Source organism: Pseudomonas fluorescens (assembly GCF_902497855.1).
Lineage (GTDB): Bacteria > Pseudomonadota > Gammaproteobacteria > Pseudomonadales > Pseudomonadaceae > Aquipseudomonas > Aquipseudomonas fluorescens_BI.
Genome location: NZ_CABVHU010000010.1, coordinates 101,267 through 122,762, shown reverse-complemented (window position 1 = coordinate 122,762; position 21,496 = coordinate 101,267). Strand labels below are relative to the sequence as shown.

At 60.0% G+C, this 21,496-nt stretch carries 17 protein-coding genes and 1 pseudogene; 7 read left to right on the top strand and 11 right to left on the bottom strand.

From position 1 onward, the window contains the following. Window positions 1-7 precede the first annotated feature (7 nt). Both F8N96_RS20325 and F8N96_RS20320 read right to left on the bottom strand, forming a co-directional pair. Window positions 8-1,555: an ATP-binding protein gene (locus tag F8N96_RS20325; protein ID WP_150799325.1), complete on the bottom strand. Its 1,548-nt coding sequence runs from the start codon at window positions 1,553-1,555 to the stop codon at window positions 8-10. A 184-nt stretch (window positions 1,556-1,739) separates the two neighbouring features. Then, window positions 1,740-2,690: a GlxA family transcriptional regulator gene (locus F8N96_RS20320; protein WP_150799324.1), complete on the bottom strand. Its 951-nt coding sequence runs from the start codon at window positions 2,688-2,690 to the stop codon at window positions 1,740-1,742. Window positions 2,691-3,005: 315 nt separating this feature from the next. Here F8N96_RS20320 and F8N96_RS20315 point away from each other — a divergent pair, with 315 nt between their 5' ends. After that, entirely contained in the window at window positions 3,006-3,728 is a 723-nt protein-coding gene (locus F8N96_RS20315) for a pirin family protein (protein ID WP_150799323.1), read from the top strand. Window positions 3,729-3,829: 101 nt separating this feature from the next. On the opposite strand, the gene F8N96_RS20310 is transcribed toward F8N96_RS20315, so the two are convergent. Continuing rightward, the gene (locus tag F8N96_RS20310) at window positions 3,830-4,705 is read right to left on the bottom strand and encodes a LysR family transcriptional regulator (protein ID WP_150799322.1); all 876 of its coding nucleotides are present in this window, start codon (window positions 4,703-4,705) and stop codon (window positions 3,830-3,832) included. A 111-nt stretch (window positions 4,706-4,816) separates the two neighbouring features. Here F8N96_RS20310 and F8N96_RS20305 point away from each other — a divergent pair, with 111 nt between their 5' ends. The 3 genes from F8N96_RS20305 to F8N96_RS20290 all read left to right on the top strand — a co-directional run bounded on the left by F8N96_RS20305 (window position 4,817) and on the right by F8N96_RS20290 (window position 8,367). Then, window positions 4,817-6,034 (top strand): YbfB/YjiJ family MFS transporter, encoded by a 1,218-nt coding sequence (locus F8N96_RS20305; protein WP_150799321.1) that lies wholly within the window; start codon window positions 4,817-4,819, stop codon window positions 6,032-6,034. 99 nt (window positions 6,035-6,133) lie between these two features. Beyond that, complete coding sequence (locus tag F8N96_RS20300; RefSeq protein ID WP_150799320.1) at window positions 6,134-7,132, top strand: NAD(P)H-quinone oxidoreductase; 999 nt, start codon at window positions 6,134-6,136, stop codon at window positions 7,130-7,132. A 290-nt stretch (window positions 7,133-7,422) separates the two neighbouring features. Next, the gene (locus F8N96_RS20290; protein ID WP_150799319.1) at window positions 7,423-8,367 is read left to right on the top strand and encodes an alpha/beta hydrolase; all 945 of its coding nucleotides are present in this window, start codon (window positions 7,423-7,425) and stop codon (window positions 8,365-8,367) included. 3 nt (window positions 8,368-8,370) lie between these two features. On the opposite strand, the gene F8N96_RS20285 is transcribed toward F8N96_RS20290, so the two are convergent. Both F8N96_RS20285 and F8N96_RS20280 read right to left on the bottom strand, forming a co-directional pair. Beyond that, window positions 8,371-10,185 carry an ABC transporter ATP-binding protein gene (locus F8N96_RS20285; protein WP_150799318.1) on the bottom strand — a complete coding sequence of 605 codons (1,815 nt, stop codon included), beginning with the start codon at window positions 10,183-10,185 and terminating at the stop codon, window positions 8,371-8,373. A gap of 326 nt (window positions 10,186-10,511) precedes the next feature. Then, window positions 10,512-11,552, bottom strand: a complete 1,041-nt coding sequence (locus F8N96_RS20280) for an AraC family transcriptional regulator (protein ID WP_150799317.1) — start codon at window positions 11,550-11,552, stop codon at window positions 10,512-10,514. 166 nt (window positions 11,553-11,718) lie between these two features. Between F8N96_RS20280 and F8N96_RS20275 the strand changes: the two genes are divergently transcribed. The 3 genes from F8N96_RS20275 (at window position 11,719) to F8N96_RS20265 (ending at window position 13,721) form a co-directional block, all read left to right on the top strand. Further along, window positions 11,719-12,570 carry a 3-hydroxybutyryl-CoA dehydrogenase gene (locus F8N96_RS20275; RefSeq protein WP_150799316.1) on the top strand — a complete coding sequence of 284 codons (852 nt, stop codon included), beginning with the start codon at window positions 11,719-11,721 and terminating at the stop codon, window positions 12,568-12,570. After that, entirely contained in the window at window positions 12,557-13,216 is a 660-nt protein-coding gene (locus F8N96_RS20270) for a TetR/AcrR family transcriptional regulator (RefSeq protein ID WP_150799315.1), read from the top strand. The genes F8N96_RS20275 and F8N96_RS20270 overlap by 14 nt, the downstream gene beginning before the upstream one ends. Before the next feature lie 91 nt (window positions 13,217-13,307). Then, complete coding sequence (locus F8N96_RS20265; protein ID WP_138965761.1) at window positions 13,308-13,721, top strand: VOC family protein; 414 nt, start codon at window positions 13,308-13,310, stop codon at window positions 13,719-13,721. Between the two features lie 108 nt (window positions 13,722-13,829). On the opposite strand, the pseudogene F8N96_RS20260 reads toward F8N96_RS20265, so the two are convergent. From F8N96_RS20260 to F8N96_RS20235, 6 genes and pseudogenes are all read right to left on the bottom strand, one after another. Next, window positions 13,830-14,577, bottom strand: a pseudogene (locus F8N96_RS20260) (AMP-binding enzyme); the annotation flags it as partial. A gap of 264 nt (window positions 14,578-14,841) precedes the next feature. Then, on the bottom strand, window positions 14,842-15,570 hold the full coding sequence (locus F8N96_RS20255; protein WP_150799314.1) for a DUF4198 domain-containing protein: 729 nt from the start codon (window positions 15,568-15,570) through the stop codon (window positions 14,842-14,844). Between the two features lie 17 nt (window positions 15,571-15,587). Beyond that, window positions 15,588-17,618, bottom strand: coding sequence for a TonB-dependent siderophore receptor (locus F8N96_RS20250; protein ID WP_150799458.1), 2,031 nt, complete (start codon window positions 17,616-17,618; stop codon window positions 15,588-15,590). Between the two features lie 307 nt (window positions 17,619-17,925). Continuing rightward, window positions 17,926-20,049, bottom strand: coding sequence for a TonB-dependent siderophore receptor (locus tag F8N96_RS20245; RefSeq protein WP_150799313.1), 2,124 nt, complete (start codon window positions 20,047-20,049; stop codon window positions 17,926-17,928). A 208-nt stretch (window positions 20,050-20,257) separates the two neighbouring features. After that, window positions 20,258-20,746: an Lrp/AsnC family transcriptional regulator gene (locus tag F8N96_RS20240; protein ID WP_150762732.1), complete on the bottom strand. Its 489-nt coding sequence runs from the start codon at window positions 20,744-20,746 to the stop codon at window positions 20,258-20,260. A 47-nt stretch (window positions 20,747-20,793) separates the two neighbouring features. After that, window positions 20,794-21,450 carry an HAD family hydrolase gene (locus tag F8N96_RS20235; RefSeq protein ID WP_150799312.1) on the bottom strand — a complete coding sequence of 219 codons (657 nt, stop codon included), beginning with the start codon at window positions 21,448-21,450 and terminating at the stop codon, window positions 20,794-20,796. Window positions 21,451-21,496 lie beyond the last annotated feature (46 nt).

Below are 21,496 nucleotides of genomic sequence, written 5' to 3'. Positions count from 1 at the left end.
ATGCCGTTCAGTTAAGCGCAATGCGCTTCCCTGTAGGAGCGAGCTTGCTCGCGATGGTCGTTAACGATAACGCGTGTTTACTGGCTAAACGCGGTGCTCTTGAGTCCATCGCGAGCAAGCTCGCTCCTACAGTTAAGCGCATCGCGCTTAACTGAACAGCGTTACCCTCGTGCTGGAGTTTTTCCAGGGCGTAGCTGCGAGTGGTGTTGAGGAAACGGTAACGAGTCACGCCGCTGCCCTGCTCCAGCGAGAGCAAGGATTTGAGCGCCAGGCGTTCGATCACTTCGACCAGGCGGCCAGGCAGCAGTTGCGCGCAACCGATCACGCCGATTGCCGCTTCCAGAGTAAAGGCCCTCTTGAACACTGCCAGGCGCTGCAATACGGTTTGCTCCAGCGGACTCAGTTGTTCATAGCTCCAGTCCAGCGCCGCTTTCAGGGTTTGATGCCGTGGCACCGCAGTGCGCCGACCCTGGGTCAGCAGCTGACAACAATTGTCTAGCTGGGCTTGCAGACCGACCATCGCCAATGCGTCGATTTGCGCTGCCGCCAGTTCGATGGCCAGGGGCAAACCATCGAGCCGCCGACAGATTTCCCCCACGGCCTGGAGGTCCTGTTCGCGTAGGGTAAAGCCTTGCTGACGGGCACGGGCACGGCTGACGAACAACTGCACCGCCGAGTAGCCCATGACCTCGGTCACGCTGTGCAACGCCAAAACCGGCGGCACCGCCAGTGGCGGCAAATGCTGCACCGTTTCCCCCTGCGCCTTCAGCGGTTCGCGACTGGTCACCAGGATCGACAACCGGGGCGCTGCCATCAGCAGGTCCTCGACCAAAGTCCGGCAGGGTTCGAGCAGGTGTTCGCAGTTATCGAGCAGCAGCAACGTATGCCGTTGCGCCAACACATCAAGGCGGGTGCCAATGTCCAGTTCGAGCGCACGGGTCAGATGATCGACCAGTAGCGCCGGGTCATCGATCGTCGCCAGGTCGATCAGCCAGACGCCATCCTGGTAGTGCTGCAACAACAACTCGGCCACGCGCAATGCCACGGTGGTCTTGCCAATGCCGGCGGGACCGACCAGGGTCATCAGCCGGCGAACTGGCAGCTGCCGCACCAGGCTGCCGACGATCGAGTCGCGACCCGTCACCGGCGAGAGCCGCGCAGGCAGGTTGTGCCGGGTTTTCTGCAGCGTCTGGAGCGAGACCGGCGCACCGTCCGGTTCGTGCTGCACTGGCGCGATGAAGCTATAGCCGCGCTGCGGAATATTGACGATATAGCACTGTCCGTCCTGGCCGTCGGCCAACGCCCGGCGCAACGCGGCAATGTGCACCCGCAGGTTGATGTCCTCGACCACCGACGTCGGCCAGACCCGCGCGATCAGCTCGTCCTTGCTGACCACTGTGCCGGCACGCTCCACCAGCACCTGCAAAATATCCAGGGCCCGTCCGCCCATGCGCAGCGGCCGATCACCCTGCAGGACCAGTCGCTGGCGCAGGTGGAACACATAGGGGCCGAATCGCAGCAGCGCTTCGCTGTTCAAATCCGTGAGGCTGTTCATGCACGTTCTCGTGCTGAAACCTGGCCGGCGCACAGTGCAGCAACGCTCCATCGCACGCGCCATCCAGGCTCCCGCATCTCCATCGCAAAGGGTTCAGCGCTATCTTGGCAGGCCTCGGTGACGGTACAACCACCTCGGTGGGAGCGTCGCGGCCATCAGGGGGCGCATAACGGACAAGAGCGCTCTAGCTGAACTGTTCGCGGTACTGGGTCGGGGTCAGGCCGAGCTTTTCACTGAACAGGAAACGCATGTGCCGCACGCTGCCGAAGCCACTTTTGAAGGCTACGGTCTTGAGTGGCAGGTCGCTGGTTTCCAGCAGGTTCCTCGCGCAATCGATTCGCGCACTCTGCAAAAACTCCATGGGCGTCATGTTCACTTCCCGGGCAAAAACCCTGGCAAAATGGCGTGGGCTCATAGCTACCAAGCCGGCCATGCGCTCAATGCTGAAGGCCTCATCAAGATGCTCGAGCATATAGTTCTGCACGCGGGTCACTGGCGTTTCCTGGGGCGCGACGGCGGCCGTCAACGGACTGAATTGCGCCTGTCCGCCCTGGCGTTTCATCACCACCAGCAACACCTTGGCCACGTCCTGGGCGACTTTCTTGCCATGGTCTTCGGCGACCACCGCCAGGGCCAGGTCGATGCCGGCAGTGACACCGCCGGACGTGATGAGGTTGCGGTCCAGCACGTAGATCTGGTCGGTCTCTACCCTTGCCTTGGGAAAACCCTTGATCAGCCGTTCGGTGTAGTGCCAGTGGGTGGTGACGCGGTAGCCGTCGAGCAGCCCGGCATGGCCCAGCACGAAGGCGCCGGTGCAGATCGAACCATAACGGCCTGCGCGGCTGACAGCGCCGTGCAGCCAGCCAAGCAATGGCGGATGTTTTTCGTTATAGGCACCGGGGCCACCGGGTACCAGTAACAAGTCATAGGCCCCGCTGGCCTGATCGATGTGCCGGTCGGCCTGGACGCTGACGCCGTTGGAGGCCCGCAGCGCGCCGTGCTCGGTGCCGATGGTCGACAGCTCATAGCGCTCCGTCGGCGGCAGATAACGGTTGGCGATGGAAAACACCTCCATGGGCCCGGCCATGTCGAGCAGGAGGAAGTCGGGGAACAGCACCATTGCCACGGTTTTCATGGGTCAAAAATCACTGAGGTCAAAAAAAGAAATTGGCAAGGTACATGACCCTGTGGGAGCGAGCCTGCTCGCGAAAGCGGTCTGACAGTCACCATCATTGTTGAATGTGAATCTGCTTTCGCGAGCAGGCTCGCTCCCACAAGGTATGCACATGGCATTAAGAAATGCATTGGATAAGGATACCCGATTGCCCATCTATTACTGTCAACCTGAACAAGACAGTATTTCAATTTTCAGCCACTTATTGCATCCGCCAGTAACCATTAACCTTCTCCTCACTCGGACGAATCAGCGTCCCCACAGGAGAACTTCATCATGCTGACCCTTCGCAAGGCTTCTGATCGCGGCACCGCCAATCACGGTTGGTTGAAGTCCTTTCATACCTTTTCCTTCGCCAGCTACCGCAACCCGAAAGAACAGGGATTTTCCGACCTGCTGGTGATCAACGATGACCGCGTGGCGGCAGGCAAAGGCTTTGGCCAGCACCCGCACCGTGACATGGAAATTTTCTCCTACGTGCTCGAAGGCGCCCTGGAACACAAGGACACCCTGGGCACCGGGTCGGTGATCCGCCCCGGCGATGTGCAACTGATGAGCGCCGGTAGTGGCGTCGCCCACAGCGAGTACAACCACTCGGCGACACGGCCGGTGCATTTCCTGCAAATCTGGATCGTGCCGGAACTGAGCGGCGCCAAACCGCGTTATCAGCAGGAGCATTTCAGCACGCAGAAGAAGCGCGGGCGTCTGCAGCTGATCATCTCCCCTGAAGGGACCCATGGTTCGCTGAAAGTGCGCCAGGATGCGCGGGTGTATGCCGGCCTGATCGACGGCAAGGAAAGCGCCAGCCTGGAGCTGGGTGCGAATCGCTATGCCTACGTGCACGTGGCCCGTGGCAGCGTCGAACTCAACGGCGTGCCGTTGCAGGAAGGCGATGGGGTGCGGGTTCGCGATGAACAGCTGTTGACCTTGAGCAAGGGTGTGGATGCCGAGGTGTTGGTGTTCGACCTGCGCCCGCAAGAACTGCCGCAAATGCCATGAGATCAAAAGATCGCAGCCTCGCTCCGCTCGAGAGCGCCCGCAGGGAACGCCAATCCCCGGTAGGCGCTTTCGAGCGGAGCGAGGCTGCGCTCTTTTAAACGTTACTCACCCGTCCCCGCAAACACCGCGACAATTTCATCGATGACCACACGCACCCTGGCTGTATGCCGCAAGTCGGCGTGGGTCACCAGCCACACGTCATAAGGCACCGGTCGCGTGCGCTCCGGCCATAGCCTGACCAGCCCGTCCCTCTCTCCCATGTACACCGGAATTTCCCCCAGCCCGATCCCCGCGGCAATCGATCGGCGCACCAGCAGGCTGGAGCTCAGGCTCGATACGATCCGCCCGCGGCCCGGCGGCTCCGAGACCAGGGTCATGTCCTTGTTGCCCTGCAGGTACGGCTGATAAACCACCAGATCATGGCCCTCGAAGGCCGAACCCGGCTCCGGCACGCCGCGGGCGTCCACATACGCTTGAGACGCAAACAGGCCCACCGGCCAGCGCGCGATGCGCCGGGCGATCAGGTCCGGATTGTCCGGCCGGGAATTGCGCACCGCGATGTCTGCTTCGCGTTTGGACAGACTGAGAATCTGCGTTGAGGCGTCCAGCTGCACCCGCACGTCAGGGTGCTGCCGATGCAAGCGGGCAATGGCCGGAATCAGGAAATCGATGGCCAGGGAATCGGTGGTACTGACCCGAACGATACCCGTCAGCCGATCGTCGAGGCCTTGAATGCGGCGCTGCAGCTCCAGCGCTGAATGCTCCATCTTTTCCACGGCTTTCAATGCCGCCTCGCCGACGGCGGTCAGCGCATAACCCTCCGAGGTGCGCAGGAACAATGTCGCATTCAAGGACTTTTCCAGCGCGGTGATCCGGCGGCCGACGGTTGCCTGGTCCACATTCAGCACCCGTGCGGCGCCCCTGAGCGTGGACTCACGGCAAACCGCGAGAAATACCCGTGCGTCATCCCAATTCATAGCGTCTTCCGATGCTGTGTATTTGCATCAGCATAACGCAAAATCGCTGCATTATTGCATCATGGAATCTCGATATGCTGAACACCTGAGAACACTCCCGGGACACCGCTCATGCACAGCACATCGACCACCCCACGCAGCGCGACCTGGCTGCCGATCTTCGCTGGCCTCTGCGCCAGCCTGGTCAGCATCGGCCTGGCGCGGTTTGCCTACACGCCATTGATTCCATCCCTGATCCAGGCCCACTGGTTTTCCGCCAATGACGTGGTCTACCTCGGCGCGGCCAATCTGGTGGGCTACCTGATCGGTGCCTTGATCGGCCATCCGCTGGCCCGTCGCACCTCCAACAAAACCGCCCTGCGCCTGATGATGCTGGCGGTGACGCTGGCGTTTTTCGCCTGTGGCTTTCCGTTGTCGCTGAGTTGGTTCTTCGGGTGGCGCCTGCTGTCCGGCGTGGCCGGCGGCGCAATCATGGTGCTGGTGGCCGCCACGGTATTGCCCCAAGTACCGGCGTCTCGCAAAGGACTGGCCAGCGGTGCGATTTTTCTGGGCATAGGCTTGGGCATTGCCGGATCGGGGACCCTCGTTCCGCCGCTGCTGAGCCTTGGCTTGCAGAACACCTGGTTCGGCCTTGGCGTGCTGGCATTGGTGCTGACTGCCGCGAGCTGGTTCGGCTGGCCGGCCGCCGTCCATCATGCGACGACTGTGCAGGACAACAATGCGAGTCCAGCGACCCCACCTGGCGTCTATCTGTTGTTTGCCCAATATGCCTTCATGGCGGCGGGCCTGGTGCCGGCAATGGTGTTCCTGGTGGATTACGTGGCCCGCGGGCTCGGTGCCGGCCCCCACATCGGCGCGCTGATTTGGGTGATGTACGGCCTTGGCGCGATCATCGGGCCGGTGAGCTATGGTTTTCTCGCCGATCAATTGGGCGCACGCTTGAGCATTCGGCTGGTGCTGGTGGTGCAGGCCATGGCTGTTGGCGCGCTGTCAGTCTCCAGTTCTTTCACCGCGCTGGCGCTGCTGGCGGTGATTCTGGGTTCATTCCCGCCGGGCATCGTCCCGCTGGCGCTGGCCCGGGTGCATGAACTGATCCCGAACCCTCATCAGCAGCAGATCGCCTGGAGCCGCGCCACGGTTTCGTTCGCCACGTTCCAGGCGATCGCAGGGTTTGCCTATTCGGCGTTGTTCAACGCCAGTGGCGGGCAGCATGCCGTGCTGTTTGTGATTGCGGCGGGGGCGATTGTAGTGGCGCTGTTGTTGGAATTGGGTATGCGGCTGCTGTACCGGCCAGCGACTGGAGCCCTGTGCCGATCACAACCCGCCTGAGCAAGCCCGATCCCACATTTTTGATCGGTGTAACGAACTGAATGATTTTTACATTCAAGTGATCCCATCTACAGATCACCTTCCAGACAGGTAGACGACATGACTTTGCCCCAAACCATGACCCAGATCGAGATCACCCAACCCGGCGGCCCCGAGGTCCTGCAACCACGCCAGGTACCCGTTCCCACCGTAGCGGCTGGCGAAATACTGATCCGCGTCCACGCCGCCGGCGTCAACCGCCCCGACGTGATCCAGCGCGCCGGCAAGTACCCGATGAAGCCCGGCATGAGCCCGATCCCCGGGCTGGAAGTGGCCGGTGAAGTCGTGGCGATCGGCCAGGGCGTCACTGAATTCATCCTCGGCGATAGCGTATGTGCGCTGACCAATGGCGGCGGCTATGCGCAATATTGCGTCGCTCCGGCCAGTCAGGCGCTGCCGATTCCCGATGGCATGGACTGGGTGCAAGCCGCGGCGGTCCCGGAAACCTTCTTCACCGTGTGGGCCAACCTGTTCGACATCGGTGGCGCCAGCCAGGGCCAGCGCGCATTGATCCATGGCGGTACCAGCGGCATCGGCACCACCGCGCTGATGTTGTGTCGAGAGTTCGGAATCAAGGCCTTCGCCACCGCGGGCAGTGAAGACAAGTGTGCGGCGATTCGCAAGCTGGGGGCCGAGGCGATCAACTATCGCGAGCAGGATTTCGTCCAGGTCATCCAGGAGAAAACCGCCGGCAAAGGCGTCAATGTGATCCTCGACATCATGGGCGGCTCGTACCTGAACCCGAATCTCGCGGCGCTGGGCATGGACGGTCGACTGGTGATGCTGGGTTTTCTCGGCGGCGCCCAAGCCAAAGAGGTCGACCTGATGGCGATCCTGGGCAAGCGCGCGACGATCACCGGTTCCCTGATGCGCGCGCGCACCCGCGAAGAAAAAGCCTCGATTGCCGAGCAGTTGCGCGAGTACGTCTGGCCCGTCCTCGCCGCCGGGCGTTGCCTGCCGATGATCGACAAGGTTTTTCCGCTGGACCAGGCCGCGCATGCCCATGCGCGGATGGAAGCGGGCGAGCACATTGGCAAGATTGTGTTGCAGGTGGATTGAGCCCGATCCTGAAACTACCCAGAACCCTGCAGGACGAGCCTGCTCGCGAAAAACGCAGGAACGACGCAGGAACGACGCAGGCTATCTGATGGGGTGAACAACGCCATCGTGTAGGAGCCGGCTTGCCGGCGAAGGCGGTGGCACATTCAGTAAATGTGTTGGCTGACAGACCGCTTTCGCCGGCAAGCCGGCTCCTACAGGGTTCGGGTGAACGGCTGTCGAAATTTTTCCCGCCCTGCGCACGCTTCTGTTAAAACCCGAACTTCGGTTTTTTTACCGGGGACCGCCCGATGCCCGCTTCCCTCCTCGCTCGTCTACGCCGACGCTGGCTGCCGCTGCTGTGCATGGCCGCACTGCTCGTCGGCCTGCCCGTGGGTTGCGCGGTGCTGGAGCATAAGGAGCGGGAGCTGTTGTTCCGCATCGAACCGGGGACTGCCAGTTGGTACAGCGGTTTGCCGAGCAGCGTCCAGGAGTTCGAGCTGCAGCCGAAAAGCTTCAAGGCCGGGCAAAGTATTCATGGCTGGTGGTGGCCGGCGGAACGGGCGAATGCGCCGGCGATCCTCTATCTGCATGGCGTACGCTGGAACCTCACCGGGCAGCTGTTTCGCATCCAGCAACTGCAGGCACTGGGCTATTCGGTGCTGGCCATCGACTACCGCGGTTTCGGTCAGAGTCACGGCGACCTGCCGTCGGAAACCACGGTGTACGAAGATGCACGGGTTGCCTGGGAACGCTTCACGTTGCTGCAACCGGACGCGAACAAACGGCTGATCTACGGTCATTCGCTCGGCGGCGCCGTGGCCATCGACCTGGCGGCCGAGTTGGGCCAGACAGCCGCAAAAGCGCAGACCCCGGTGCCGGCTCGCGGGCTGGTCATCGAGTCTACGTTCACTTCTCTGGCCGATGTCGCCACGGCGATGGCCAACACGTCCCTGCCGGTGCGCTGGCTGCTGTCGCAGAAATTCGATTCCATCGACAAGATCGCCGGGATCAACATGCCGTTGCTGGTGGTCCACGGGCTGGACGACCGCTACGTGCCGCCGCGCTTCAGCGAGCAATTATTCAATGCGGCCGTAGAGCCCAAGCGCCTGTTGCTGGTGCCCGGCGCATCGCACAACAACAGCATGAGCCGGGGTGGGCAAACCTACCGCAAGGCACTGGATAACTTGATGCAGTCGACACCGCCGGCCCAGGTCGCGGGGCCGGCTGTGCCTCGGCGCGCTCAGGATTCCTGAAGCTCAGCGATACCCCCTGGCCTGCAAGTTGAACAACTGCGCATAGCGCCCGCCCGCGGCCACCAGACTGTCGTGGTCCCCCCGCTCCAGGATCGAACCCTGATCCAGCACGATGATGTGATCGGCATTGCGCACGCTGGAAAAGCGGTGGGAAATCAGTAACGTCATGCGGCCTTCGGTGTGCTCGCTGAAATGCTCGAACACCGCCGCTTCCGCCGCCGGGTCGAGCGCCGAGGTCGGCTCATCGAGAATCAGGATGTCGGCCTCGCGGCGCATGTAGGCGCGGGACAAGGCGATCTTCTGCCATTGCCCGCCGGACAGTTCCTGCCCACCGGCGAACCAGCGCCCGAGTTGGGTCGCATAACCGCGATCCAGACGCTCGATAAACGGCGCAGCCATACCCTCGGCGGCAGCCGCCTGCCAACGCTGTTCATCATTGAACGCCAAGGTGTCGCCGACCCCGATGTTCTCGCCAACCGAAAACTGGTAACGGATGTAGTCCTGAAAAATCACGCCGATGCGTCGACGCAGCGCGTCTTCTTCCCACGCCTGCAGATCGCTGCCGTCCAGCAGGATGCGGCCCTGATCGGGACGGTACAGACGGGCCAGCAGTTTGATCAGCGTGGTCTTGCCCGAACCGTTCTCCCCCACCAGCGCCACACTGTGGCCGGGCACAAGGTGCAGATCGATGCCTTCCAGCGCGGCGCGACTGGCTCCCGGATAACGGAAACCGACGTTCTCGAAACGCAAACCATCGCCGGGCACCGCGCCCACCGTCAGGCTGCCGGTATCGACCACCACCGGTTCGGCCAGATACTCATAGAGACTCGACAGGTAGAGGCCATCCTCATAAAGACCACTGATGGCGCTGAGGCTGCTGCTTACCGCCGTCTGCCCCTGCTTGAACAACACCAGGTACATGGTCATCTGGCCAAGGCTGATGCTGCCGTGCACGGTATCGACCACCACCCAGGCATAGGCCAGGTAAAACGCCGCGGTGCCCAGCAGGCCCAAGCCGAAACCCCAGCCATCACGCCGCAGCGTCAACCGTCGGTCTTCGGCATAGAGACGGGCGAACGTGTCGCGATAACGCTTCAACAGCAGCGGCGCAAACCCGAACAGCTTGACCTCTTTGATATAGCCTTCGTGGGACAGCAGTGTCTCGATGTAATTTTGCTGCCGGCTCTCCGGCGCACGGCGGGTGAACAGCCGGAAGGCATCCCCGGAAAAATGCGCTTCGGCAAAGAACACCGGCAACGCGCCGACCACCAGCAGCACCAGGGCCCACGGCGAAAAATGCACCAGCAACACACCGAAGCTGATCAATACGATCAGGTTCTGGATCAGCCCCAACGACTTCATCACCAGCGCCAACGGCCGGGTCGAGGCCTCGCGCCGCACCCGCACCAGCTTGTCGTAGAACTCGGAATTCTCGAATTGCACCAGCGACAGTGTCTGGGCCTTTTCCAGAATCATCGTGTTGACCTTCTGCCCCAGCTGCACCCGCAACAGCGACTGCTGCACCGACAGCGCCCGCTGGGTCCCGGACAGCAAGGCGAGCACGCCGGCTTCGAACAACACATAACGCACCACCGGCCACAATGGCGCACTGCCCTGCTGCGCGTGCAACTGCATGGCGAAGACCACCGCATCGACGATGCGCTGGCCCAGCCAGGCGGCCAGGGCCGGGAGTACACCGGCGATCAGGGTGGCCAGCACCAGCCCCAGGAACAAACCTCGAGAGGTGCCCCAGACCAGCAGCAAGGCGCGTCTGGCCTGATCGAGTAGCGTAGTGACGCGGGAAAGGGCCGCAGGCATAGGGCGATGGACTCGGCAAAGGCAGGTCGCTGAACACGACAATGCCGCCATGGTACTTCAGCCGGAAGATTGCGCAGGCGGAAACAACTAAACGTTGCTCGCTTGACCCAGGCGTGGCTCTGATGAGGATCGAGTGATCTTCGGCGCTTCCGAGCTGTTCGACACACTTCTACAGTGGGGTGAAACCGAACATTCCAAGTCATCCGCAGTTGCCTGATTAAAGCGAGCTTCCATGTCTTCAAGACTCACGGTTGCAAACAGCGTTGAACAGAGACTAGGAGCTGCGACTCTACAGCCCGAAACCACCGAAAACATCGGGGTCGCGCTTAATCAGATCGGTCTGTCAGAGCCTTCTGACAATTCCCCTGAAACCGCGCCCGATAGCGCCCCGGACTCTCCCCCGTCCACTTCTTGAACGCCCGATGAAACGCACTCGGCTCCTGGAACCCCAACCGCTCGGCAATATCGCCGATGCTCGCCTTGCTCTGGCGCAACTGCTCGAATGCCACCCCGCGCCGCACTTCATCCTTGATCTCCTGATACGAACAGCCTTCGCGCTCCAGTTTGCGGCGGAAGGTGCTGGAACTCAGGTGCTGTTCCAGGGCGAAGGCCTGCAAGGTCGGCCATTCGCTGTAATGGCTGTGGCGCAGGCGCTGATGCACCTGCGACGCCAGGCCGTGCTGGTTGCGGAAGCGGATCACCAGCCATTGCGGGGCGGTGCGCAGGAATATTTTCAACGAGGCCAGGTCCTGAACCACCGGCAAGCGCAGGTAGTGGCTGGCAAATTCGATCTCGGTGCGCTCGGCGCCGAAGGTCAGGTTGTGCCCCCAGAGCAGACGGTCATCGCTCAGGGAGATGCGTTGATGGCGAAAGTCCGCACGATCGATGGGGATGCGTCGACCGCCCAGCCAGCACAGCAGGCTGATCATCAATATCAGGAAGGTCTCTTCGCCAAAACGGGCGAGGTCATCGTTTTGCGCGCGGGTTTCCAGGCTGATGACCGCCCGTTTGCCGCGCACGGTCAGGGTGCCGCGAAAATCCCGCAGGAACAGGGCGAAGTTGACCAGGCACTGGCGCATGGCTTTGTGCAGGTCGGGCTCCTGGATCAGCGCCCGGCAGATCAGGGCGAAGCTGCCCGGTGGCATGCCATGGGAGTCGAGGCCGAAGAATTCGTCGTCGAGTTCGCGGATCTGGATCAGCCACAGGGCGGCGAATGCACTGGCCGGCACCCGTGCCGTGGGTTGTTCCATCGATACCGGGTCGATGCCCGCCTGTTCCAGCGCAGCCCCCACGCGCTGTGGATCGTTCCCCTTCCCCTGGACCATGGCCTGCATGAAGTAGGCGGCCACCGAGTCTTTTTCCCGCATTTGAACGCTTCTCTCCCCATGACCGACTGGCAAAAAACACCAGTTGCGTTGAACAGTTTCGGCATAGGACAACCGCCCTGCCAGTTCTAGACTCGTGGCCAATAGTACGCCTTCGGCCGTTGCGGCGGCCAAGGTATCGCAAGGTTTGAGCGCAAGGACACAGAACATGAATCTGCAAGACATTGGCGTGATCGGTGCGGGCACCATGGGCAACGGCATTGCGCAAGTCTGCGCCCTGGCCGGCTTCAAGGTGACCTTGATCGACATTTCCGACAGCGCCCTGCAAAAGGCCATTGCGACGGTCGGCAAAAACCTTGATCGGCAAATCGCCAAGGATACGCTGACCCAGGAGCAAAAACTCGCCACCCTCGACCGGATCCGTACCAGTACCGACTACAGCAGCCTGCAGAACGTGCAACTGGTGATCGAAGCCGCCACGGAAAACCTCGAGCTGAAATTGCGCGTGCTGCAACAGATCGCCGCGCAGGTCAGCCCCGACTGCGTGATCGCCTCCAACACCTCGTCGCTGTCCATTACCCAACTCGCCGCCAGCGTCAACCAGCCCGAACGTTTCATCGGCCTGCACTTCTTCAACCCGGTGCCGGTGATGGGCCTGATCGAAGTGATCCGCGGCCTGCAAACCAGCGACGCGACCCACGCCCTGGCACTGGACATGGCCACCACCCTGGGCAAGACCGCGATCACCGCCGGCAACCGCCCGGGCTTCGTGGTCAACCGGATCCTGGTGCCGATGATCAACGAAGCGGTCCTGGTGTTGCAGGAAGGCCTGGCCAGCGCCGAAGAGATCGACGCCGGCATGCGCCTGGGTTGCAATCAGCCCATCGGCCCGCTGGCCCTGGCGGACCTGATCGGCCTGGACACCGTGCTGGCGATTCTCGAGGCCTTCTACGAGGGCTTCAACGACAGCAAATACCGCCCTGCTCCACTGCTCAAGGAAATGGTCGCCGCCGGCTACCTGGGACGTAAAACGGGGCGCGGCTTCCATGCCTATGCCTGAGCGTTGTTCACGTTTTGCCGAGTACCGGGACAAAGTCCTGGAGCTGTTTGCCAGCAAGGGTTTCGGCCAGGTCGGCATGCGTGAGCTCGCGACTTGCCTGGGGCTCTCCCCGGGCTCGCTGTATCACCATTACCCCAGCAAGCAGCACTTGCTGCTGGATCTGATCGAAGAGTTCTACGAAGAGCTGCTGGCCACCCTGGGGCGTATCGCCCAACAGGCGCCGGCCAAGCGCGACAAACTGCAGGCGCTGATCCGCGCGCATGTGAACCTGCATCAGGAGATGCCCTGGCATTTTCGCCTGGTGGAGCGCGACAGCGGCTGCCTGAACGAAGAGCAGCAGCAACGGGTGCGACAACTGCGCGAGCAGTACGAATGCAAATTGCTGCAGATACTCGGCACTCGGTCGCGGTTCAGTGAACAGGGCCGGTTGGCCGCCGGGCATGCGATTGCCGCCTTGCTCAACAGCGCACCCAGCTGGCTGGCGCAGCCTGCGCTGGATGAGCCGGAGCGTGATGAATTGCTCGAAAGCCTGGTGCGCGGCGCCATCGAGCGTGTGCTCGCGCCGCGACGGGTGCCCGAGGCGATAAGCCTGGCCTCGTCCATAGAAAAAACATCTAAAAAAACCCAACCGCCCGCTGCTTTTTAGGGCTTTGCTACCCGAGTCGACGCACATCGGAATTCACAGGCCAGGCACAGGGTCAACCGATGTGTACCCTTCAATGACCGGGAGCTGAAACATGAAAATCAATCCCTATCTCATCTTCAATGGCGACTGCAAAGCCGCCTTCACCTTCTATGCCCAAGCCCTGCAAGGCCAGATCGAAATGATGATGACCTTCGGTGAAAGCCCCGCGCGCGAACACTTTGCGGCGGACCTGCACAACCTGATCATCCATACCCGCCTGTCGGTGGGCGATCAGGCGATCATGGGCTCGGACACCACACCGGATCGCCCCACGGATGAAATGGCCGGATGTTCGGTGTCGCTGAATGTCGACAGCATTGCCGAGGCGGAGCGCGTGTTCACGGCACTGGCCGAAGACGGCAAGGTGCAAATGCCACTGGAGGCCACGTTCTGGGCGGCGCGCTTCGGCATGCTGGTCGATCGGTTTGGGGTGTCGTGGATGGTGAACTGCGAAAAAGATCAGTGACCAAAGGGCCCAACCTGAAATAGGTTGGGCCCTTTCCCGCCGGGAATCTGCGCTTTAGAACTTCCCGTACCAGACGAAGCTTCATGCTCGACATAGCTTATTTGTAGTTTATGAAGCGTTCATGGTTTTGTGGGTGTCGATCAGATGCTGCACCACACCCGGATCCGCCAGGGTGGAGATATCCCCCAACCCATCGTATTCCGCCGTCGCGATCTTGCGCAGAATCCGGCGCATGATCTTGCCCGAACGCGTCTTCGGCAACCCCGGCGCCCACTGGATGACATCCGGCGAAGCAATCGGGCCAATCTCTTTGCGCACCCAGTTTTTCAGCTCCAGGCGCAATTGCTCGGTCGGCACTTCACCACCGATCAGCGTGACATAGACATAAATGCCCTGCCCCTTGATGTCATGCGGCACACCGACCACCGCCGCCTCGGCGACTTTCGGGTGGGCGACCATCGCGCTTTCGATCTCGGCGGTGCCCATACGGTGGCCGGACACGTTGAGCACGTCGTCCACACGCCCGGGCTTCCGGGTTGATCGGCTCGCCGACCGATCCCAGCAGACGCAGGCTGCTGCCATCGGCGCCTTCCACGGCGGCAGTGCCCGAGGCCATCATCGCGCGGATCGCGGTCGGCGGGGTGTAGAGGATATTGACCTTGTGCTTGTCGACGATCTTCGCCACCCGGGTGATGTCCGGATAGTTCGGCACGCCTTCGAACAGCAAGGTGGTCGCGCCATTGGCCAATGGGCCGTAGACGATGTAGGTGTGGCCGGTGATCCAGCCGACGTCGGCGGTGCACCAGTAGACTTCGCCCGGGCGGTAGTCGAACACGCGCTCGTGGGTCATGGCCGCCGAACTTGGCCTCCGAGAAATCCGGATCGACTGTTTTCACCCCGGCAGGCAGCAGAATCCTTCAGCTGTAGTCAGCCCCATGGAAGGTGTCGACTTGTGCCCCATGCAAACGCAGCGTAACCCTCGCCCAACGTTCAAAGCTTGGGTTGAAATGGGCTTTAATCACACGACTGCTGTGACTGTAGTCATTTATCAGTCCCTGTCGCCGCTGCGATACAGCCGCCCAGGGGCGGCTGCGGCTTTGTTCAGCCCAAAGATGCAGTACTAATCATGGTGCGAACTGCCAAGAAAAGTCAGAGAGGTGAATAGGCCACGTTCGCTGATATCGTTGTCATTCTCGACCGGTACATTGACTTCTGCAGCGATGATGTTGAGGCCTTCGTTACGCACCACTATTTCTGCTCGACCTTCGGCATTTGTCTCGGCGCTGACCTCATGCGGCGCGCTACGGTAGTCCCCGATGAGCTTGACGCCCGCTGCGGGTTTGCCGTCCAGCAGTACGCGCACCGGCAGTGGTTTACCAGGGCCGACGTTAAGCGGGTCGATCTGCGGCACAATGACTAACTTCATTTTCTCCAGAGCCGGCAGTCTGGCCCCCTCCTGATAGATGGCCAGGCTGTACTTGTAGGTATGAAGCGAATGCACGGAGTTCGGAACTTGCGAGCGTCCGGAATTCACCCATTTCTTGTCCGGTGTTTGTGACCAGGCACCATTATCCAGAGCCACGGCCAAGATTGCCGGGGGCTTGATCGGTTGCAGGCGCGCGTGATCGTTGAGGCGCTGTATCGTTACCGGAATCTGTTTGCCGGTTGCGTCATAGGCCCAGGCACCGCTGATTTTTTCCGCTTTGAACGCATCATCTTCCGCGCCATCACCATAGATAACTTCGATATTGCCGCGACGCTGTTCGGTCCACAAACCATGCGCTTGAACCTGTCCAATAAACAAGGCAGCACATAGGCTTGCAAGGAGGGAGGGCTTGTGAATAGTCATGAAATACTACCTTGCACTTAGAGGTTGATGGTTAGGCTGAAGTTGACGTTGCGCGGATCGCCTGGCATGACCCAGGTACTGTTGTAGGAGCGTTCGTAATACTTGCGGTCAAAAAGGTTGTTCAGGTTCACGCCGACTGTGATGGCGTCGCTGGCCTTGTAATGGGCCAGCAGATCGACCGTGCTGTAGGCGGGCAATTCGAAGTCGCTCCCAGCCTGACCGGAGCGGTCGCCAACGTAGTTGGCCGCTGCTCCGAAATCCGAACCGCGCAGGGCGCCATCCTGAAATTCGTACACCGCCAACAGGCTGCCGCTATGGCGGGCAACACCAAGCAGGTCGCTGCCCGCAGGTATCGACTGGTCGCCCTTGGTGACTTCGGCATCGATATAGGCATAGGCGCCGATGATGCGTACGGCCTCGGTCAACTGCCCACTGAATTGCATATCCAAACCCTGACTGCGGGCCTTGCCGGCAGCGATGCTATTGCCATTGGCGTCGGTGGTTAGCACGTTCTCTTTGTCGATATGAAACAGAGCGATGGTGCCGCCGACGCGACTGTCGAACAGATCGAGCTTTAGGCCCGTTTCGTAGCCAATACCCTTCTCCGGCTTGAACACTTGGCCCTGGTTACCGATGGTATTGGGGCGAACTGAAGTGGACGCGTTAGCGAATACACCCACCTGTGGTGTTAGCTGATAGAGCAGACCGAAACGCGGGTTGGCAACGTCCTTCTCTTGTTCGTTGCTGACCCCACTGGTGCGATTGAGTGATGTCTGTTCGAAATGTTCGAGTCGCAAACCCACCAGGCCACGCAGCCGCTCGGTAAAAATAATCTGGTCCTGCAGATTAAGGGCATAGCTTTCTGTGCGTTCATGGAAGTCATTCGGGTTGACGATGACCGGCTTGGGTTGCCCATACACCGGGTTGTAGATGTCTAGACCATACCCAAGAGAGGTCGCGCTCTGCGGGTATTTCTGGCTGTTGCGATAGTTCTCGTATTCCAACCCGAACAACGTTTGGTGTTGCCATCTACCAGTCTCGAAGGTGCCGTGCAATTCGGCCTGGGTGATGTTGTCATTCCACTCGAAACTGCGATCTCGATGGAAACGCGTCACCCTGTTGCCAATCAGGCGCTGGGTTTCAGAACTTTCGCCTTGCAGCGTACCTTGGGTGTAATGATTCGCCAGACGTACCTTCCAGGCATCGTTCAAGTAGTGCTCAAGTGCCAGGTCCAGCGTCTGGTTGTCATTCCTGATATCTCCATCATTGGGTTCGCCAAGGAACGTGGAGCGTTTCACCGAGCCAAGCTCGCCGTTTACGGCCGGTATACCGCGATCAAATACCGACTCGGTGCGCGAAAACTCACTGTCTATAAACAAGCGCGTATCGGAGTCGAGTTGCCAGCCGAGCGACGGACTGACGATCTTTCGCTGGTTGCCGACATAGTCACGAAAGCTATTGTTGTCCTCTACCGCCAGATTGACTCGGGACAGCAGGCTGCCGTCTTCGGTGAGTGGTGTGTTGACGTCCAGACTGCTGCGGTAACGGTCCCAACTTCCGGCGCTGGCTTTGAATTCGCTGAACGCTTCAGGCTGCGGCCGCTTGCTGACAATGTTGATCATCCCACCCGGGTCTCCGCGGCCGTACAGACTGGCAGCCGGACCTTTGAGCACTTCGATTCGTTCTATTCCCGATGCATCCGGTGCACTGTAGCTGCCACGATTGACTGCGAAGCCGTTTTTGTAGAGTTCGCCGGTGATGAAACCGCGCACGCTGTAATTGAGAAGGGTCAGACCGCCAAAGTTGTTCTGCCTGCCTACCCCGCCAGCAAAATCCAAAGCGCGATCAATACGGGTAGCGTTGAGGTCTTCTAACACTTGGGCAGGTATGACGTTGATGCTTTGCGGGATATCGCGGATGTCTGTACTGGTCTTGGTAGCCGTCGCCGAACGGGTCGCGCGATAGCCGGATACCGGGCCGTCGGCGACTTCATGGCTGCTCGAAACCTCAATGGGCTCCAGGGTGAACGCGGTGCCCTGCTGTTCCATGGCACACGCGATTTCGCCCACAAGACCAAAGGTCAGCGCGCCAAGCGAGGCAAGCGTTGTCGATTTCTTTTTTCTCTCTGCACCCGTTCCCATTACCTGGCGGGGCAAAGAATTTAACTCAGGCGCCAACATCACGCTGCTCCTCTTCTGGCTTGGCAAACACGACGGACGAACCCAACCCGGCGCAATAGCGATATGTTATATCATAGCACTTCTCTGAGCGTCATTTTATTGATCCTGAGCGCCCCTGGCTTATCCCATCAGCTTGTTAAACCGATACGCCGCGCGCGCCCCAGCAAAGTCCTCTCTACAAGGTGTATGAAATTCCCGCCTGCACGGTTCTCGGTGCGCCCGGATACGCGTAGACGTTGCCAAAGGCGCCTTCGTCATAGTGGCTGTCGAACAGGTTCTTCAGGTCAAGGTTAAGCCGCAGATGTTCGTTGACTTTGTAATAGCTGAGCAGGTCAAACACCTTGTAGCTTTCCATGGAGAAGGCATTGGCCGCGGTCTGGCCGGCGCGCTCGTCCACATACTTGGCTCCCAGGCCCAGGCCCAGCCCTTTGAAACCTCCGTCCTGAAACTCATAGACGTTCAGCAGGCTGAAACTGTTGCGCGGAATATTCATCAGGCGGGTGCCTGACTTCAGCACGTTGTCCTGGGTGACTTCGGCATCCACATAGGCGTAGCCACCGATAATGCGCCACTCTGGCGTGAGGTTGCCGGCCACATTCAGATCAAAGCCACGGCTACGAACTTCGCCCGCCGCCACGCTGAACGTCGAGTCGACGGGGTCGGTGGTGAGCACGTTGCGCTTTTCGATCTGATAGATCGCTGCATCGACACTCAGCTGACTGTCCAGCGCTTCCCACTTGAAACCCAGCTCATACGACTTGCCCTTTTCCGGGTCAAACCCACCGCCCTGGCGACTGGCACCGGTATTGGGCTTGAACGAGCGAGCCGTATCGGCATAGACCGCCACGGTGTCCGTGAGGTCATAGGTAACCCCGATGCGCGGGGTCACGGCATTGTCGCTGGCCTGCCAGCTTCTGCCGCCCGGCACGAAGGTTTCATAGTCATGCTCGAAACGCTCGAAACGGGCTCCGGCCAGGACTCGCAAACGTTCGGTCAAGGCCACCTGATCCTGGACGAACGCGGCGTAGGTCTTGAGGTTTTCCTGGTCGTCGGTCGGGGTTCGGGTCAAGGCCGGACGGGGCTGGCCATATACCGGGTCGAAGATATCGATCGGGTAGGCACTCACCGCCCCGCTGGAGCGCTGGATGATCGACTGGTAGTCGTAATCCTCGTACTCGACGCCGGCCAGCAAGGTGTGATCGAAACCGCCCGCGCTGAAATGTCCGGTGAGGTTGAGTTGGGTGTCCTTGTCCGTCCACTCCAGTTTGCGGTAGTTGAAGTTGCGGCCTAGAGTGCGCCCGTCTGCGGCCACGCCGTTGGCTTCAACGGCATTGCCTTGCAGCGTACCGTCCAGCCACTGGAAGCCACCGCCCAAGGTCCAGTTATCGCTCAGCAGGTGTTCGAAACGCAGCTGTGCCATGTTGTTGTCGTTGTGCAGTTTGCCGACGTCTTTTTCGCCGAAGAAAGTGTCGCGAGAGGCCGTGCCGATTTGATTGGGATAACGCGTCACGCCGCGATCCAGCGGATGATTGTTGCGCATGAAATCACCCTCGAACACAACCTTGGTGTCATCGGTAGCCTGCCAGCTCAGGACCGGCGTCACGCCGTAGCGCTCCGTTTCAACATGGTCGCGGAAGGTGTCGCCGCCCTCACCCACCACATTCAGGCGATAGGCCAAACGACCTTCTTCGTCCAACGGGCCAGAGGCATCCAGCGTACCGCGACGCATGCCTTGATCATTGAGTTGGCTGCCCAGCGTGACGGTGCGCTCGGCCAGCGGCTGCTTGGATACCACGTTGAACGTGCCGCCAGGATCGCCGCGACCATACAACATGGTCGCCGGGCCGCGCAGGACCTCCAGGCGCTCGATGGTGTTCGCATCGGGCATGTTCGGATAGCCACGGTTGATCGGGAACCCGTTGCGATAAAACTCACCGGTAGTAAATCCGCGCACGGTGAAAGTCGTGAGCCCCTGGCCGCCGAAATTGTTGGCCCGCCCTACCCCGCCAGCGTAATCGAGCGCGTCCTGCAATCGAGTGGCACTGAGGTCTTCGACGACGTCCTTGGTCACCACGCTGATGGACTGTGGTGTTTCGTGGATTGAAGTGTCGGTGCGCGTCGCACTGGCCGAACGGCTCGCTCGATACCCCTGGACCGGCCCAAGGGCCTGCTCTTCGAATGTGCCATTGATGTCGATCGCTTGTAACTCTATCGATGCAGGCTCAGTCGAGGATTGTTCAGCCCAGCTGGTCTGGGAGATGGCTTGGATCACACACAGAGAAACGAGAGTTCGACGCATGGACAGACAACCTTTGAGAAGATTACCGGGCACATCAGGAGCCGGCAGGAATTGTAGTTAATAATATCAATTCCCATTCTCATTGGATAGTTTTAAGTTTGGAACTATAGAACCAAATGCACAATTAACTGTAACCCTGCCGCCTCATTGGCAAGCATCGAATTTAAGCGGCCAGGGAAATCAGCAAAACCAAGTTACCGGGCCAGCCTCAGTGACGTAATAGCCGACGGAGCGGGACACCATCCTTGAGTACAGGAGATTTGATGACGATGTAACTGAAGTACTTGGATATACCGATGTTCTTGTCCAGCAGCCCTTCGATCACTTCCTGGTAATGCTGAATACTGCAGGTCATGAAGCGCACCAGGTAATCGTAACCGCCGCTGACTAAATGGCACTCGAGTACTTCATCGACCAGGCGAATATTGGATTCGAACTTGGCGAAGTCCTCCCGCTTATGGTCGCTGAGTGTGACCTCAGTAAAAACAGTGACGAAGTCAGTGATCTTGGCTAAGTTCAGATGAGCTCTATACCCGGAAATATAGCCGGCCGATTCAAGCCGCTTGACCCGCTGCAAGCATGGGCTAGATGACAGGCCCACCGCGTCGGCCAGACTGACGTTGGTCATTCGACCGTCTTTTTGAAGTTCAACAAGGATACTGATATCAATTCGGTCTAGTTTGATTAAACCTTCCATCGGGTACCTCGTGATTGCCATTCGGTTAGACAGTGTTTTTAGCAAACTCAGCGTCGTAAAGATAGCTGATGCTGAGCGACCAGGTCGGCCATGCTGGTGATGCAAAAATCCGCGGAATATTCCTGGGTATAGTTCTCATGACCACGCCGGATCAGGCACAAACCAGCCGATTTTGGTGGCTGTGCCGGAGGTCTGGAAATCTGCAGAATATTTTTTGGCTCCAGGCTGTTGCTCAACAACCAAGCGCCATCCTCCAATGGATTGCTGGCTCGGGAATGCAGGTCTTCGAGCGCAATCCCCAAACGTTCACAGAGTTGCTCGCGATCTTCGGCATCACGATCGCAGTACACCAGCAACCGATAGAATTTGCGCAAATACAACATGGCACCGGGCGCGTCCTCGAACAACGACCAGTTGCACGCCGAACGGGCGAAACTCATGCCTTCTTCCCAACTGGCCTTGAGCCCCAAACGCTCTGCCAACTGGCGATGGGCAAAGCACAACAAGCCACTGAACCCCAGTTCGGAAAACCGTGGATAGAGCGTACGCACCGCCTCGTCAAACTCAGCCAATACCTCTTCCCTGCCCGGCATGCCCGGATGGTTTTCGAGCAAGGGTTGCAGGGCTGTCCAGATACCGGAATCCCGATCGACCAGGACTTCGTCGCAATCGATCAGCAGTGCACGATAATCAGTCAGGTACATGGTGTGTAGCCTCCCATGATGCATTCATCAATCCATGCGTTCCAAA

Coding starts and splice junctions, on each gene's coding strand:
- F8N96_RS20315 (WP_150799323.1), top strand. CDS start 3,006: ATGCTGACCCTTCGCAAGGCTTCTGATCGCGGCACCGCCAATCACGGT.
- F8N96_RS20240 (WP_150762732.1), bottom strand. CDS start 20,746: ATGGAAGGTTTAATCAAACTAGACCGAATTGATATCAGTATCCTTGTT.
- F8N96_RS20300 (WP_150799320.1), top strand. CDS start 6,134: ATGACTTTGCCCCAAACCATGACCCAGATCGAGATCACCCAACCCGGC.
- F8N96_RS20255 (WP_150799314.1), bottom strand. CDS start 15,570: ATGACTATTCACAAGCCCTCCCTCCTTGCAAGCCTATGTGCTGCCTTG.
- F8N96_RS20305 (WP_150799321.1), top strand. CDS start 4,817: ATGCACAGCACATCGACCACCCCACGCAGCGCGACCTGGCTGCCGATC.
- F8N96_RS20290 (WP_150799319.1), top strand. CDS start 7,423: ATGCCCGCTTCCCTCCTCGCTCGTCTACGCCGACGCTGGCTGCCGCTG.
- F8N96_RS20325 (WP_150799325.1), bottom strand. CDS start 1,555: ATGAACAGCCTCACGGATTTGAACAGCGAAGCGCTGCTGCGATTCGGC.
- F8N96_RS20285 (WP_150799318.1), bottom strand. CDS start 10,185: ATGCCTGCGGCCCTTTCCCGCGTCACTACGCTACTCGATCAGGCCAGA.
- F8N96_RS20245 (WP_150799313.1), bottom strand. CDS start 20,049: ATGCGTCGAACTCTCGTTTCTCTGTGTGTGATCCAAGCCATCTCCCAG.
- F8N96_RS20235 (WP_150799312.1), bottom strand. CDS start 21,450: ATGTACCTGACTGATTATCGTGCACTGCTGATCGATTGCGACGAAGTC.
- F8N96_RS20310 (WP_150799322.1), bottom strand. CDS start 4,705: ATGAATTGGGATGACGCACGGGTATTTCTCGCGGTTTGCCGTGAGTCC.
- F8N96_RS20320 (WP_150799324.1), bottom strand. CDS start 2,690: ATGAAAACCGTGGCAATGGTGCTGTTCCCCGACTTCCTCCTGCTCGAC.
- F8N96_RS20270 (WP_150799315.1), top strand. CDS start 12,557: ATGCCTATGCCTGAGCGTTGTTCACGTTTTGCCGAGTACCGGGACAAA.
- F8N96_RS20250 (WP_150799458.1), bottom strand. CDS start 17,618: ATGGAACAGCAGGGCACCGCGTTCACCCTGGAGCCCATTGAGGTTTCG.
- F8N96_RS20280 (WP_150799317.1), bottom strand. CDS start 11,552: ATGCGGGAAAAAGACTCGGTGGCCGCCTACTTCATGCAGGCCATGGTC.
- F8N96_RS20265 (WP_138965761.1), top strand. CDS start 13,308: ATGAAAATCAATCCCTATCTCATCTTCAATGGCGACTGCAAAGCCGCC.
- F8N96_RS20275 (WP_150799316.1), top strand. CDS start 11,719: ATGAATCTGCAAGACATTGGCGTGATCGGTGCGGGCACCATGGGCAAC.